Genomic DNA, 15,941 nt, shown 5'->3' on the forward strand with positions numbered 1-15,941 from the left:
AAAGAAATCCTTGCCTTAAAAGCGAAACTTGTGCTTAACTCATGAGTGTAAAGTCAATCTGACGTTTTGCTAAGTTGACCGTTTTCACTTTTATCTGTACCTCATCGCCTAGCTGATAGCGTTTCTTTTTGCGCTGGCCAATAATAGCATAATTCTTCTCGTCAAGCGAATAAAAATCATCTGTAATATCCCGCAGTCGCACCATCCCTTCACATTTGTTTTCTTCGATTTCAACATACATTCCCCACTCTGTGACGCCTGAAATAATGCCGGAATAAACACTGCCGATCTGATCCTGTAAAAATTCTGCTTGTTTATATTTTACGGAAGTGCGCTCTGCATCTGCCGCTTTCTTTTCCATTTGTGATGCGTGGGTACACATCTTCTCGTACATTTCTTCATTTACAGCCTTTCCATCTGCCAGATAGTGCGCTAATAAGCGATGTACCATCACATCCGGATACCGTCTGATAGGTGAAGTGAAATGTGTGTAATAGTCAAAAGCCAGTCCGTAATGACTATGCTTTTTTGTAGTGTAAATGGCTTTTGCCATTGATCGGATGGCCAACGTAGTAAGGACATTTTGTTCTTTGGTACCTTCAACGTCGTGCATTAACGCATTTAAAGATTTTGCAATCTCTTTTTCTGATTTAGTACTGACTTTGTATCCAAAGCGAGCGGCAAACTGTGCAAACGATGCCAAACTTTCTTCATTGGGCGCATCGTGACTCCGATAAACAAAAGGCAATTTATTCTTTCCTTTGCCTTGTTTGCCTATGAATTCCGCCACTTTTCTGTTGGCTAGAAGCATAAAATCCTCAATCAATTTATGGGCGTCTTTTCGCTCTTTGGTATAAACACCTAGTGGTTTGCCGTTTTCATCGAGTTTAAATTTAACTTCAGTTGATTCAAAATTGATCGCCCCCTGTTTAAATTTACGATCACGAAGAATATATGCGAGCTTGTTGAGAATCAGAAGCTCTTCGCTAAACTGGCCTTCCTTGTTCTCAATAATCTCTTGTGCCTCTTCATAGGTAAAGCGTCTGTCCGAATGAATGATGGTTCTTCCGAACCATTGCTCTTTCACGTGAGCTTGATCATCGATGATAAATACGGCAGAAAAACAGAGTTTATCTTCGTTAGGTCTTAATGAACACAAATTATTTGATAACCTTTCGGGTAACATAGGAATCACACGATCTACCAAATAAACTGACGTTCCTCTTTCGTATGCTTCCTTGTCTAAGGCGCTGTCCGGCTGAACATAGTGTGTTACGTCGGCAATGTGCACACCTACTTCGTAATTGCCATCTGGCATTTTTCGGAAAGAAATGGCATCATCAAAATCCTTTGCGTCGGCTGGGTCGATCGTAAAGGTTAGAACGCTTCGGAAATCTTTCCTTCTACTTATTTCGATTGGACTAATAACCTCTTCTATTTTGTCTGCTTCTTGCTCTACCGCTGTTGGAAATGCTAAAGGGAAACCAAAATCAGCAAGGATAGCATTCATTTCAGTGTTGTTTTCCCCTTGCTTCCCTAGTACATGCTTTACACGGCCAACGGGATTTTTGCTGCCCTGCGGCCAATCAGTAATAGTAACAACGACTTTATCCTGATCTTTCGCTCCATTTAAATCCTCAATAGGAATGTAGATATCATGAAGCATTTTTCGGTCATCGGCAATTAGGAAAGCAAATCGTTTGGATATGCTCAGTATACCGGTAAAATCACTTCTAAATCGTTCAATTATTTCTACAACTTCGCCTTCTTTTTTGCGGCCTCTACTTTTTTCATAAACGTAAACTTTTACGGTATCCCCATGCAGTGCATTCCGAAGCTTTCTAGGCGCTACAAAAATGTCCTCTTCGAATTCATCTTCGGTAACAATATAAGCAGAACCATCGGCTGTCATATCTACTTTGCCAACGATGAAGGTATGCAACTCCCGCAAGGTAAATTTGCCTGTTTCAACTTCTTTAAATAGACCTGATTTTGATTTCGACTCTTCTTGAAGGATCGATAATATAGTGTTTTTTGAAGTTGGGTCTGCAATATTTAGTTTAGCAGACACTTGTTTATAATTTAAGGCTTTATTTCCTGACTTTTCGAACACATCGGCTATCAGTTGGGAAAGTACCTGCTTAATTGCATTTGCTTTTTTTGTAGACATATAACAGCTTTTAAATAGGATTGCCTTAGCTTAAGGTAAAATCTATGCTTATTAATTACAATAACATTCGAACTACTCGATAGTTCTAAAATTATATCAAATTCAGGCGTCAGAAGCGTCCTTTAACGTTTTGCATTTATTGCATATGCCGATGGCATTAACCGACACCTGCTCTATCGTAAAACCTGATGGCGTACTGATGTTTGGCAACGTGATTTCCTCTAAGCAGTACACACTATTGCAATTCGAACAAGTGAAATGTACGTGTTCATCGTGATGCTCGTGACTCTTACACTGTGTTGAACAAAGGGCATAGGTGGCTGTGCCATGTAAATCGAAAATTTTGTGAATAATACCTTTTTCTTCAAACGCGCTTAAAACCCGATAAAGCGTAACCCGATCAATATCCTCTCCAATTGATCTTTCCAAATCGGGTTGGGAGGTCGCGGTGTCTTTGTTGAAAATCTTCTCCAATACTGATAGCCGCGGGTGGGTAACTTTCAGGCCATGTTTTCGCAAGATATTTTCAAACGTCTTTATTTTATCTTCTCTCATCACTGCTTGTATTGAATAATAGAAAAAACAACACCTATTTAGTCTTTAAGCCTGTTTGGTCTCTTTTTCTAAAAATGAGATATAAACCAATAGCCACAAAAGGTAAGCTTAACAATTGTCCCATATTGAATGCCATGCTGTTTTCAAAGGCTTCTTGATTTTCTTTGACGAATTCAACTATAAAGCGGAGCCCAAACACCAAGACCATGAAACAGCCAAACAAAAAAGCAGGTTTGACATGTTTCCCTTGTTTATACAAGTTTAATAATAAAATAAATATTATTAAATAACCTATTGCTTCGTAAAGTTGCGCAGGATGTCTAGGAATGTTGTCGACCTGCGAAAAAATAACTGACCAAGGGAGTTGACTTGGTTTTCCAATAATTTCGGAGTTGAAAAAATTGCCGGTTCGAATAAAGGCGCCCGAAAGCGCAGCAACGATTACCAGGCGATCGGCTATCCACCAGAAATTTATTTTTGTTTTGCGGCAATAAAGCAATAAAGCTATTATGATACCAATAGCCCCGCCATGGCTTGCTAGACCCTGGAAACCTGTAAAAGTAATATGCCCGTTTACATTCCTAATAGGGAGTATCATTTCCAGTAGATGGTTTTTGTAGTAATCGAATTCATAAAATAAGCAATGGCCTAAACGAGCTCCTAATACCGTTCCTATAAACACATAAATGGTCAGCTGATCTAACAAGTCTTGTGGCTTTCCCTCTTTTTTGAAAATCCTTAGTAATATTACATAACTAAAAAAAAACGCCAACATAAAGCATAACGTGTAATAACGAAGACCGAATCCACCGATGCGGAAAATCTCGGGTTCGATATTCCAATGTATGCTTGATAAAAAACCGAACATAGGGATCTGTGTGTTTATGTGATGTACAAACATAGATAAAATTGTTCAATATGCAACCTTGTTTCCTTGTTTGGAAACTCAATATTCGTTACCGATTATGGCAGGCAACGAATATAAAGCTTATAAGCTGCTCGTTAGAAGTTAGGTTTAAGTAAATACTTGTCGTAGAATTTGAATATATGGCCCGCAGCTTCTTCAGCCGTATCCACCAACCGATATAAATTAAGGTCTTCCGCACTGATTTTCCCCTCTTCCAACATTCTATCTTTTATCCAATTGAACAAGCCGCCATAGTATGATTTACCAACCAAAACAATCGGGAAGCGAGCAATTTTGCCTGTTTGTATCAACGTAATGGCTTCAAATAACTCGTCCATGGTTCCAAAGCCTCCAGGTAGCACAATATAGCCTTGGGAATATTTCATAAACATAACTTTCCTTACAAAAAAATAATTGAATTCCAGTAACTTATCTCGGTCAATGTACTTGTTGTGGAATTGCTCAAAAGGAAGTTCAATGTTCAGGCCTACAGACTTTCCGCCAGCTTCGTAAGCACCTTTGTTGGCCGCTTCCATGATACCTGGGCCACCACCGGATATTACACCGTAACCTCTTTCTGTAAGTAAACGGGCACACGCTTCGGCAATTTTATAGTCATTATGATCCCTCGAAGTGCGAGCGGATCCGAAAATCGAAACACAGGGGCCTATTTTTGCTAATTTTTCAAAACCTTCTACAAATTCGGCCATAATCTTAAAAATCTGCCAAGAATCTTTTACCTTAATTTCTTGCCAGGTTTTATTCTCAAACGCTTTTCTTATCTTGTCTTCACTTGTTATCATACGCTTATATTTCAGTAATAAATAGTCTCTTCATACGCTAGAAACTGTTTTCTGCTAATGTAATGAAATTTTTTACCTTTTTATCTATGAACTTTTCTGTCAGTTTTCGCTTACCTTTGTGTTATGAACTTTTCTTCTAAGCTATTAGAGAACGCGGTTAATGAATTCAGTCGTTTACCTGGTATAGGACAAAAGACAGCTTTGCGTTTGGTATTGCACCTGCTAAATCAACCTGCCGATGATGTTACTAAATTTAGTGACGCGTTAACTAAATTGAAATCAGAAATATGCTATTGCGCTGTTTGTCATAATATCGCTGACGAAGCGATCTGTGAAATTTGCAACGCCCCCAAAAGGGATAAGGGATTGATTTGCGTGGTTGAAGATACGCGAGACGTAATGGCAATCGAAAATACGAATCAATTTAACGGAGTGTATCATGTTTTGGGAGGGCTAATCTCACCAATGGATGGAGTTGGGCCTTCCGATTTGAGTATTGATAGTCTGATAAACCGTTTACGTGAAAATGATGTCCATGAAATCATCCTAGCGCTGAGTGCAACAATGGAAGGGGACACGACGATTTTTTACCTCTATAAAAAGTTGAAGGATTTTAATGTTCAAATTAGCACAATAGCACGGGGAATATCCTTCGGCGGTGAATTGGAATATGTTGATGAAGTTACACTGGGTCGATCCATCGTTACCAGAGTACCCTATGAACGCAGTATAGCGTAAAATAATGTCATTTCCGTGATTATAAACTGAGTTTACAAAAAAGTGCCTACTGCCGTATAACGATAATGATGACAAATAAAACGATTATTATAACCGGCGCCTCATCTGGTATTGGACTGGCTTTAGCGAGAGAAATGGCCAAACGAGGTGCTAACCTGGTGCTGGCTGCTCGAAAATATGTTGCCTTATGTCAGATTGCGCAAGATCTTGAGAAAGAATTTCATGTTCAGGTAGTTGCTATTCAATGCGATGTGGCTAATGAGGAGTCTTGTAAACAACTCGTCGCGCAAGCCTTATTAACCTTTAAAAAAATAGATGTCCTGATCAATAATGCCGGATTGAGCATGAGGGCTTTGTTCAAGGACCTGGATTTATCCGTGTTACATAATCTAATGAATGTAAATTTCTGGGGTACGGTTTATTGTACGAAATATGCATTGCCTGCATTGCTAGAATCTAAAGGTTCAGTTGTAGCAGTCTCTTCAATAGCCGGTTATCGGGGTTTACCGGGACGCACGGGTTACTCAGCTTCTAAATTTGCGATGAATGGCTTTATGGAGTCGTTACGCGTAGAAAATTTAAAAACCGGGTTGCACGTAATGCTTGCTTGTCCGGGTTTTACAGCCTCCAACATTAGAAATACGGCGCTTAATAAAGATGGCGTGCAATTCGGAGAAACAAGTATGGAGGAAGAAAAGATGATGACCGCCGAGGAAGTGGCTACACTTATTGCAAATGGAATTGCCGCAAGAAAACGCACCTTGATTATGACAACTCAAGGAAAGCTTGCTGTATGGATGAATAAATTTTTCCCTGCTTGGGTGGATAAAAAAGTGTTTACTCTTTTTGCAAAAGAAAAGAATCCTCTAATCAAAGCTTAAAGGGTAATGCCAAAAATATTTGCAAATATTAATCTAATTATTCATATTTGCTTTAGAAAGTATGAATACAACATTTGCTCATATAAATTGGTGGTGGCACGAGGGATAATCGTGGCAAAACCATTTTGTAGTGCATCTAAATAAGAAATAACAAAAAGGCTTGCCATATCGCAAGCCTTTTTTTATGGCTTAAAGCAAACTGATTTGGATTAGTTTCTTCACAGATAAAATTGCGCGAAACTATCTTTTAAAAAGGTCAAAATGGCGTGCAGTATATAAAAATTAACATTAGATGAAAAGAATATTAACACATTTGTTTGAAAGTAAAACTTTTACAAAGGAAGAGGCTTACGAAATACTAACCAATATTACTTCCGGTAAATACAATTCATCACAAATGGCAGCATTTATGACGGCATATTGTATGCGCAATATTACGGTAGAGGAATTAGCCGGTTTCCGGGATGCCATGCTTGACTTATGTCTAAAAATAGATTTTAAAGACTATAAACTGATTGACTTATGCGGAACGGGGGGAGATGGAAAAAACACTTTTAATATTTCAACGCTTGCTTCCTTCGTAGTGGCCGGAGCTGGGTATCAGGTTGCAAAACACGGCAACTATGGAGTATCTTCGGGATGCGGCTCCTCTAATGTCATGGAATTTTTGGGCTATCGTTTTACAAATGAACCTGGCGAAATTTATCGAAGCTTGGACGAAGCCGGCATTTGCTTTTTACATGCCCCCTTATTTCATCCGGCAATGAAAACTGTGGCTCCTATACGAAAAGAGCTAGGCGTGAAGACCTTTTTTAATATGCTTGGGCCGCTAGTTAATCCAGCAGAACCAATTTACCAATCGGTTGGTGTATTTAGCTTGGAATTAGCTAGGCTTTACGGGTATCTTTATCAGAAGACCAACAAGAGATATTCAATACTGCACGCTTTTGATGGTTACGACGAGATATCATTGACGGGCGATTTTAAGGTGATTGGAAACAAGGGAGAACAGTATGTGTCTTTGGAATCTATTGGATTTGATAAGGTACGAGCCAATGAAATAAATGGAGGAGAAACGATTGAAGAGGCCGCACGCATTTTTATGGATGTTTTAAATGGTACGGCATCGTTTGCGCAAAAAAATGTAGTGTTGTGCAATGCGGCTATAGCGATACAAACCATTTGTCCAAGTAAGTCTTTTGCCGATTGCTATTATGAAGCAGAGGCATCTTTATTGTCAAAAAAGGCGCTCCTTAGCTTTAATCGATTGGTTAAAAAAGAAAAAGCAATTTATTAATATGCAAGCTAAGCTGAAAATTTGCGGCATGAAATATCCTGCAAACATAGAGGAAGTCCTTTTGTTAAAGCCGGATTACCTAGGTTTTATATTTTATGAGCAATCGAAACGTTATATTGCTGATCTATCACCTGAATTTTTGAGCGCTTTATCATCGGTCAAAAAGGTAGGTGTATTTGTCAATGATTCGACCGATCGGATAAGGGCAGCAAAAAATAGTTACAACTTGCAGGCTATACAGTTACATGGAAATGAAAACCCTGCTTTTGTGAAGACCTTAAAAGATTTAAACGTGCCGATTATTAAGGCCTTCGGTATTTCGCAGGATTTTGATTGGCAACAATTGGACGCATACGAAGCTTTAGTTGATTTTTTTCTTTTCGACACGAAAAGCCAGGGATACGGAGGAACAGGACAACTTTTCGACTGGTCGCTAATCGAACAATATAAACTGGAAAAACCTTTCTTTTTGAGTGGTGGTCTTGGTCCGGAAAACATCGCGAGCGCCTTATCTTTAAACGATCCGCGCCTTTATGCCCTTGATGTAAATTCAAAATTTGAAGAAAGTCCGGGACTCAAGGATTTAACGCTACTGCGATCAATATTCTCTAGTAGCCGCTGTTAAAATGTTGCAGTACATGCACCTTAACCAGACTTGTTGTTTATTACGATGAGTGCTTCCAACAAATCCAAATTGGTTCCCCTCTACCATTGTGGGCTTATTTTTATAGAGGATACAGTATAAAAAGAATGTAAATTGAAAGAATAAAATGAGTAGTTATCAGGTCAATGAAAAAGGATATTATGGGGATTTCGGGGGGGCGTACATCCCGGAAATGATGTTCCCGAATATAGAGGAGCTACGGCTTCGTTATTTGGAAATTATGAACGAAGATGGCTTCAAAAAAGAATTCGAGCAGCTGCTGAAAGATTACGTTGGAAGACCTTCTCCGCTTTATTTGGCTCAGCGGCTTTCTGAAAAATACAGTGCCAATATCTTTTTGAAGAGAGAAGATTTGAACCATACAGGTGCTCATAAAGTAAATAATACCATCGGACAGATTTTGCTGGCAAAGCGTTTAGGAAAGAAACGCATCATCGCTGAAACCGGAGCGGGTCAGCATGGTGTTGCCACCGCCACGGTATGTGCACTGATGGGAATTGAGTGCGTGGTTTATATGGGCGAAATAGATATCAATAGGCAAGCGCCTAATGTAGCCCGCATGAAAATGATGGGAGCAGAAGTCCGTCCCGCAACGTCAGGAAGTAAAACCTTGAAGGACGCTACAAATGAAGCTATGCGCGATTGGATTAATAACCCGGTAGACACGCACTATATCATTGGCTCTGTAGTAGGCCCACATCCTTATCCTGATATGGTTGCAAGATTTCAAGCGGTCATCTCTGCCGAAACTCGTAGCCAACTCTTAGAAAAAACCGGTCGGGAAACACCTGATTATGCGATTGCCTGTGTAGGTGGAGGAAGTAATGCAATGGGAATGTTCTACCATTTTTTAGACGATGAGCAGGTACAGTTGATTGCCGCAGAGGCTGCCGGGAAAGGGGTAAATAGCGGCCACTCGGCAGCAACTTCCGTGCTTGGAAAAGAAGGAGTTTTACACGGTAGTCGAACTATTTTGATGCAGACTAGTGATGGGCAAGTGATTGAACCTTACTCTATTTCCGCTGGCTTAGACTATCCGGGTATTGGTCCTCAGCATGCATTTTTACATAAAATCGGCCGTGCAAAATATGTGAGCATAACGGATGATGAAGCGATGCAAGCGGGACTCTTATTAACCAGATTAGAAGGGATTATTCCAGCCATTGAAAGTGCTCATGCTTTGGCACAGTTGGAAAAAATGTCATTTAAACCTTCGGATAATGTAGTTGTATGCCTGTCGGGTCGCGGAGATAAAGATTTGGACAATTATATGAAATATTTCAATTTTTAGATAAGCATAGAAAAAGCACTAGAATGAACAGAATAAAACAATTATTTGATAACAAGGGCGATAAAAAATTGCTTTCTATTTATTATACTGCCGGTTATCCGCATATAGATAGTACCATTGCGTTAGCTAAAATATTGGAAGCATCCGGTGTTGATTTTTTAGAGATCGGTTTCCCGTATTCTGATCCGGTGGCTGATGGTCCCGTAATTCAGCACAGTTCGGAAGAAGCTTTAAAGAATGGTATGTCACTTGATCTTTTGTTCAACCAATTAAAAGAGTTAAGGAAAGAGGTACAGATTCCGGTATTGTTAATGGGATATGTAAATCCAATGTTGCAGTATGGAGTGGAGAGGTTTTGTCGGGCTTGCGCGGAAGCGGGTGTCGATGGGGTTATTGTTCCCGATTTACCAATGTATGAATACGAAGAGCTTTATCAAGAAGTTTTTAAGAAATATAATATTAGTAATATCTTCTTGATTACACCACAAACCTCGGAAGAGCGTATTAGAAAAATCGATGAATTAAGCACGGGCTTCATCTACATGGTATCTTCATATGCCACTACAGGTAAAAATCTTGTAGTATCTGAACAAACGGCGCATTATTTTCAACGCGTCGACGCCTTGAATCTTCGCAATCCCTTGGTTGTTGGCTTTGGCATTACTGATCAGGCAAGTTTTGATCATGCATTACAGTATGCAGACGCGGCCATCGTGGGCAGTGCTTTTGTTCGTTTGCTCAGTCAAAAGGATTATTTAGAACAGATTTCTTCATTTATAGGAGGTATAAAGGGAAATGTTGCTGTATAGTCAAGCGCGGAGGTAGCAAACATCAATGAAGCGTTGTGCTTTTCAACGCTTCATTAACCGGAATACCCATAAAAACCCAATAGCTGTGATTACTGTCATTGCTCCGGTTCCCCACCACAAGGCAGTGAAACCATAAGTAGCAGCGATATGCGTTCCAATGTAAGGAGATATAATATGCGCTCCGGAAAACGCCAAAGCATTTAATCCCATATACGCTCCCTGATTATTTTTGCCACTTCTATTGGCAGTAACCGTTGCCATAAAAGGAATAGCCAAAATTTCAGATAAGCAAAGAATGAAAATGGAAAAATATAATATCCACTGGCCGGTGTGGTGATTTAAAAGCACGTAGGATACGCCGCATAATAATGTGCCAACTATAATAACGCTTGCGGTCGATAGCTTTTTTTCGGCAATATGTACTACCAGCATTTCCAGGGAAAAAACCACTAAACCGCTAAAAGCGAGTATCCGTCCAATTTGTGATTCGCTCAATTGATAGACAGAACGGTAGAATAAGGGAAGCGTATTAAGCAATTGAAAGAAACAGATTGCGTAAAGCGTGCATAGAATGCTAAATAGCATAAAAGGTGTGTCACGATAAGGTGAGCGTCGAGGAAAAGTATGCTCAATGTTATTTTCTCTTTTCTTTTGGTGGCCCTTTTTTCCTTTGAAATAAAAGAAAAACAAAATACCGGCCACTAAACAGGTGATGCCATTTCCATAAAATAGAAGATCATAAGAAACGGAAGCCAGGAAACCACCTAGGGCAGGACCAATTGAAAAACCTAAATTAATAGCCATTCTATTGAGGGAAAAGGCTTTTGTAATGTTTTCGGACTTCGCATAATGGGTAATGGATACTGAATTGGCAGGTCGGAAAGTCTCTGATATCAGACTCAATGAGAAAATTCCAAAAGCCAGTGATTCCATGGATTGTAATTGAGGCAAAATGAAAAAAAGTGGAGCGGTTAAGAATAAGCTGCACGTTTGTATCCTGAAATGCCCAAAACGATCGGTTAGCCACCCGCCAAGCCAAGAGCCACTAACCGCGCCAATACCAAAACAACTTAAAATGATTCCTGCATCTTCTATAGAATAGTTGAGCTTGTTTGTCATATAGACACCTAAAAAAGGGAGTACCATGGCTCCACTTCTATTGATAAACATGACAAGTGCCAGCATCCAGGCCGGGCGGGATAAACCACGGTAGGCATCTAAATAAATTTGTAAGAAACGAATCATTACAATATGTATATGTTGTGATAAAAAACGCTTAAGAATATTCGGAGTTAGCCCTTTTAAGGGTTGGGAAGCGACAATGCAAACTTAATTAAAAGCAAGATGAGTTTACGAAATATTTATACTTTAAATCCAATCCTTTGAATTTTGTAAATTGATAGAATTGGCTTAGATTCGTATTAGTCTCCCTGATCTAATCTTAAATCTTCTATCTCAATTTTCGAATCCACGTCAAGTCCACGTGAAGTCCACCTTATTTCCACGTCAGGCCCACCTGTCATTTAGTATGTATCCGCTTTCGCTTCTTGTTTTCCTGCATTTCTATATAGCCGATATAGTGTGAATATAGTACGGAACTAATATGGAGACATCGTGAGCTTACATGGGATTTTAACCGATTTTATGTAGGTTTGCAACAAACACAATAAATTATGTCACACATTAAAGACTATATTGAAGCAAACAAGCAACGATTTTTGGATGAATTGTTTGAATTGCTACGCTTTCCATCTGTTAGTGCCGATTCAAAGTATAAAAGCGATGTCTTAAAAACGGCCGATTATATTGCTGAAAAACTAAAGGTTGCCGGTGCGGACAATGTAGAAGTTTGCCCGACAGCTGGCAATCCAATTGTTTATGGGGAGAAAATTATAGACCCAACTAAACCTACTGTTCTCGTATATGGACATTATGATGTGCAACCACCGGAACCACTGGAATTGTGGCACACGCCACCGTTTGAACCTACCGTGCGCGACGGCAAAATTTTTGCCCGTGGTGCTTGTGATGATAAAGGACAAATGTATATGCATATAAAGGCTTTCGAAGTTATGCAACAAACGAGTGGACTGCCTTGTAATATCAAGTTTATGATCGAAGGAGAAGAAGAGGTAGGATCTGAAAATTTAGACGTTTTTGTTAAAGCAAATAGAGAAAAATTAGCCGCTGATGTTATCCTAATATCGGATACCGCCATGATCAGTTTGGAAACCCCATCACTCGAAACCGGCTTAAGAGGACTTTCCTATTTAGAAGTAGAAGTGGTAGGTCCCAATAGAGATCTTCATTCCGGCGTTTATGGTGGAGCTGTGGCAAATCCGGCGACCATCTTAGCAAAAATGATCGCTTCACTTCATGACGAGAATAACCATATTACCATTCCCGGGTTTTATGACGATGTCATTGAATTAAGTGCGGAAGAACGAGAAGCACTAAACCAAGCTCCTTTTAATGAAGATGAATATAAAAAAGATCTTGGAGTTGAGGAGCTATGGGGTGAAAAAGGTTATACAAGTATTGAACGCACGGGGATTCGCCCTACTTTGGAAGTTAATGGAATCTGGGGTGGTTATATCGGCGAAGGGGCAAAAACAGTTCTTCCATCAAAGGCATCAGCAAAAATTTCGATGCGACTGGTACCCAATCAGCAGTCTGCTGTTATTACGAGTTTATTTCAAAAGCATTTCGAAAGCTTAGCTCCGAAATATGTAAAAGTGAAAGTGACACCTCATCACGGTGGAGAACCGGCTGTAACACCAACAGATAGTACGGCCTACAAAGCTGCCGAAAAAGCAATTGAGGAGGCTTTTGGAAAGGCACCGATTCCATGTAGAGGTGGTGGCAGTATTCCAATTGTTGCCTTATTCGAAAAGGAATTAGGATTGAAGACGGTTTTAATGGGCTTTGGACTAGATAGTGATAATCTTCATTCACCAAATGAAAAGTATGATATCGCTAACTATTTTAAAGGTATTGAAACCATTCCTTTGTTTCATAAGTATTATGCGGAATTAAGCAAATAATCAATTTTGATTTTGTCTAGTAAGCTGTCTGGAAGCACATGGTAAGTGGTTTTTGGACAGCTTTTTTAATAAGAGCCGATTCTGTTAGCGATCGTGCTTGAAATAGCTTAACTTTGTGCATCTTTAAGATAGCCGTTGGAACATATTTAATTATTCTAGTGAATGACTAGTAGAGAAATAAGACAAGCATTTTTATTTTTTTTTAAAAGCAAGGGACATGAAATAGTACCTTCTGCACCGATCGTAGTAAAGAATGATCCAACCCTGATGTTTGCCAATGCCGGGATGAACCAGTTTAAAGAACTGTTTTTGGGTGAGGCTCCCATTAAGTATTCAAGGGTTGTAGATACGCAACGTTGTTTGAGGGTGTCGGGGAAACATAATGATTTAGAAGAGGTTGGTATCGATACGTACCATCATACTATGTTTGAAATGCTGGGCAATTGGAGCTTTGGTGATTATTTCAAAAAAGAGGCAATAGCCTGGAGTTGGGAGCTCTTAACCAATGTTTACAAAATAGATAAAGACCGATTATATGTTACTGTATTTGAAGGAGACAGCGAGGAAGGTTTACCGGAAGATACCGAAGCCTATGGTTATTGGAAAGAACATATTGATTCAACCCGCATCCTGAAGGGAAACAAAAAGGATAATTTCTGGGAAATGGGGGAGACCGGGCCGTGTGGGCCTTGCTCTGAAATACATGTGGATTGTAGAAGCGACGAAGAGCGTCGGATGATTGATGGGAGCACCTTGGTCAATGCTGATCATCCGCAAGTAATTGAAATATGGAATAATGTCTTTATGCAGTTTAATCGTTTAAAAGATGGTTCCTTGCAACCTCTTCCTGCAAAGCATGTGGATACGGGTATGGGCTTTGAACGCCTGGTACGTGTATTGCAGGGCAAAACTTCCAATTATGATACGGACATCTTTCAGCCGCTTATCCAGTTAATTGCGAAAGCGGCGAAGGTACAATATGGCGAAAACGAGCAGCAGGACATTGCGATGCGCGTAATGGCTGACCATATTCGTGCCATTTCGTTTGCTATTGCAGATGGACAGCTTCCGTCTAACAACAAAGCGGGATACGTAATTAGAAGGATCTTGCGGAGAGCCGTTCGTTATGCTTATACATTTTTAAATTTCAAAGAGCCCTTCTTAAATACATTAGTGATTCCGCTGGCTCAGCAGTTTGAAGGCGTATTTGATGAACTTTACAAACAGCAGGATTTCGTACAAAAAGTTGTTTTGGAAGAAGAGTTATCTTTTTTACGAACTTTAGTAACCGGTATCCAGCGCTTTGAAAGCTATCACACTGATCAGGGGCTGGTTAGTGGGGATTTCGCTTTTGAATTATATGATACTTATGGATTTCCGATCGACTTGACTGATTTGATGGCTCGGGAAAAGGGATGGAAAGTAGATATGCCGGGATTCGAAAATGCGTTGAATAAACAAAAAGAGCGCTCACGAGCTGCGACTGCGATTGATACGGGCGACTGGGTTACCGTAAGTGAAGATGGAGAAACACACTTTGTAGGATATGATAACTTAGCAACCGAAACGAAGATACTTAAATATCGTAAAGTTTCAGCTAAGGGAAAGATTCAATACCAATTAGTGTTGTCGCAAACACCATTTTATGCGGAAGGTGGTGGACAGGTGGGAGATACCGGAATTTTAATACATGAAACATCGAAAGAAACGATTCAGATTGTTGATACGAAAAAGGAAAATGGATTGATTATCCATTTTTCTGATGAAATCCCTTCGCATCTTGAAGGTGTTTTTTTTGCGAAGGTAGCTGAAGATCGGCGTCGGGATATCCAAAGTAATCATTCAGCGACCCATCTGTTACACGCAGCACTAAAGCAAGTTTTGGGAGAACATGTAAATCAAAAAGGATCTTTAGTAAGCGAAGAGGTGCTCCGTTTTGATTTTTCCCATTTTGCTAAAGTTTCCGATGAAGAATTAAGAAGAGTTGAACAAGTTGTCAATGCAAAAATCAGAGAAAATTTAGCCTTGGATGAACGAAGGAATGTACCGTATAATGATGCTATTGATATGGGAGTGACAGCCTTATTCGGTGAGAAATACGGTGACTTTGTACGGGTGATAATTTTCGATGAAAACTTTTCAAAAGAATTATGCGGCGGAACGCATGTCCAATATACCGGAAATATCGGCTTCTTCAAAATTTTGAGCGAGGGTGCCGTTGCCGCAGGTGTAAGACGCATTGAAGCTATTACCGGTAGACGGGCAGAAGAAATTATTGATAGGCAGGATGAGTTGATCAATGAGTTGAAAAACTTACTTAAACATCCTAAAGATCTGAGTGCCGCTATTACCGGTCTTTTACAGGAAAACAGTAAACTGAAAAAAGAGGTAGAAAAATCATTGGTGGAAAAGGCCCAACAGTTAAGGCAGGTGCTTGTAGAAAAGGCAATTGACATTAATGGAGTGCGTTTTATCGGTGAGCAAGTGGAGTTACCAAATGCAGATGCTGTTAAAAATTTAGCCTTTGCTATAAAAAAGGCAATCGATAATGGTCTGTTTTTAGTATTAGCCGCTGATTTTGATGGTAAACCTAATTTAACTGTAGTATTATCGGATGATTTAGTGAGCCGTGGGCTGGATGCGGGAAAAATTGTTAGGGAGCTGGCAAAAGAAATAAAAGGCGGTGGTGGTGGTCAACCTTTTTATGCAACAGCAGGAGGAAAGGATTCTTCAGGTTTAACCGTTGCTCTTGAAAAAGCGAAATCTTTTGTTGGTTAAATGA

13 protein-coding genes are annotated in these 15,941 nt (G+C 39.8%); 8 read left to right on the top strand and 5 right to left on the bottom strand.

Annotated elements, in window-relative coordinates; genetic code table 11:
* Positions 1–34 precede the first annotated feature (34 nt).
* From rnr to ACH11B_RS17235, 4 genes are all read right to left on the bottom strand, one after another.
* Positions 35–2,170, bottom strand: a complete 2,136-nt coding sequence (rnr, locus tag ACH11B_RS17220) for a ribonuclease R (protein WP_377609317.1) — start codon at positions 2,168–2,170, stop codon at positions 35–37.
* Between the two features lie 102 nt (positions 2,171–2,272).
* Positions 2,273–2,725 carry a Fur family transcriptional regulator gene (locus tag ACH11B_RS17225; protein ID WP_013666357.1) on the bottom strand — a complete coding sequence of 151 codons (453 nt, stop codon included), beginning with the start codon at positions 2,723–2,725 and terminating at the stop codon, positions 2,273–2,275.
* 34 nt (positions 2,726–2,759) lie between these two features.
* Positions 2,760–3,626, bottom strand: a complete 867-nt coding sequence (lgt, locus tag ACH11B_RS17230; RefSeq protein WP_242627321.1) for a prolipoprotein diacylglyceryl transferase — start codon at positions 3,624–3,626, stop codon at positions 2,760–2,762.
* A gap of 101 nt (positions 3,627–3,727) precedes the next feature.
* Positions 3,728–4,432 carry a TIGR00730 family Rossman fold protein gene (locus tag ACH11B_RS17235; RefSeq protein WP_041388330.1) on the bottom strand — a complete coding sequence of 235 codons (705 nt, stop codon included), beginning with the start codon at positions 4,430–4,432 and terminating at the stop codon, positions 3,728–3,730.
* Positions 4,433–4,558: 126 nt separating this feature from the next.
* Here ACH11B_RS17235 and recR point away from each other — a divergent pair, with 126 nt between their 5' ends.
* The 6 genes from recR to trpA all read left to right on the top strand — a co-directional run bounded on the left by recR (position 4,559) and on the right by trpA (position 10,115).
* On the top strand, positions 4,559–5,173 hold the full coding sequence (gene recR / locus ACH11B_RS17240; protein WP_013666360.1) for a recombination mediator RecR: 615 nt from the start codon (positions 4,559–4,561) through the stop codon (positions 5,171–5,173).
* Between the two features lie 65 nt (positions 5,174–5,238).
* Entirely contained in the window at positions 5,239–6,054 is an 816-nt protein-coding gene (locus ACH11B_RS17245; protein WP_013666361.1) for an SDR family oxidoreductase, read from the top strand.
* Between the two features lie 292 nt (positions 6,055–6,346).
* On the top strand, positions 6,347–7,351 hold the full coding sequence (gene trpD, locus ACH11B_RS17250) for an anthranilate phosphoribosyltransferase (RefSeq protein ID WP_130857401.1): 1,005 nt from the start codon (positions 6,347–6,349) through the stop codon (positions 7,349–7,351).
* A gap of 28 nt (positions 7,352–7,379) precedes the next feature.
* Positions 7,380–7,976 (top strand): phosphoribosylanthranilate isomerase, encoded by a 597-nt coding sequence (locus ACH11B_RS17255; RefSeq protein WP_242627323.1) that lies wholly within the window; start codon positions 7,380–7,382, stop codon positions 7,974–7,976.
* Positions 7,977–8,121: 145 nt separating this feature from the next.
* On the top strand, positions 8,122–9,306 hold the full coding sequence (gene trpB, locus ACH11B_RS17260) for a tryptophan synthase subunit beta (protein ID WP_130857402.1): 1,185 nt from the start codon (positions 8,122–8,124) through the stop codon (positions 9,304–9,306).
* A 23-nt stretch (positions 9,307–9,329) separates the two neighbouring features.
* Complete coding sequence (trpA, locus tag ACH11B_RS17265) at positions 9,330–10,115, top strand: tryptophan synthase subunit alpha (protein WP_377609315.1); 786 nt, start codon at positions 9,330–9,332, stop codon at positions 10,113–10,115.
* A 42-nt stretch (positions 10,116–10,157) separates the two neighbouring features.
* On the opposite strand, the gene ACH11B_RS17270 is transcribed toward trpA, so the two are convergent.
* A complete protein-coding gene (locus ACH11B_RS17270; protein ID WP_130857403.1) occupies positions 10,158–11,360 on the bottom strand; it encodes an MFS transporter in 1,203 nt (400 codons plus the stop codon).
* A gap of 428 nt (positions 11,361–11,788) precedes the next feature.
* On the opposite strand from ACH11B_RS17270, the gene ACH11B_RS17275 reads away from it, so the two are divergent.
* Both ACH11B_RS17275 and alaS read left to right on the top strand, forming a co-directional pair.
* Positions 11,789–13,159 carry a dipeptidase gene (locus tag ACH11B_RS17275; RefSeq protein ID WP_013666368.1) on the top strand — a complete coding sequence of 457 codons (1,371 nt, stop codon included), beginning with the start codon at positions 11,789–11,791 and terminating at the stop codon, positions 13,157–13,159.
* A gap of 162 nt (positions 13,160–13,321) precedes the next feature.
* On the top strand, positions 13,322–15,937 hold the full coding sequence (gene alaS, locus ACH11B_RS17280) for an alanine--tRNA ligase (RefSeq protein WP_377609313.1): 2,616 nt from the start codon (positions 13,322–13,324) through the stop codon (positions 15,935–15,937).
* The last annotated feature ends 4 nt before the right edge of the window (positions 15,938–15,941 follow it).

Origin of the sequence: Olivibacter sp. EAT-5 (genome assembly GCF_044784325.1) — a bacterium.
In the GTDB taxonomy this organism is placed as follows: domain Bacteria; phylum Bacteroidota; class Bacteroidia; order Sphingobacteriales; family Sphingobacteriaceae; genus Olivibacter; species Olivibacter oleidegradans.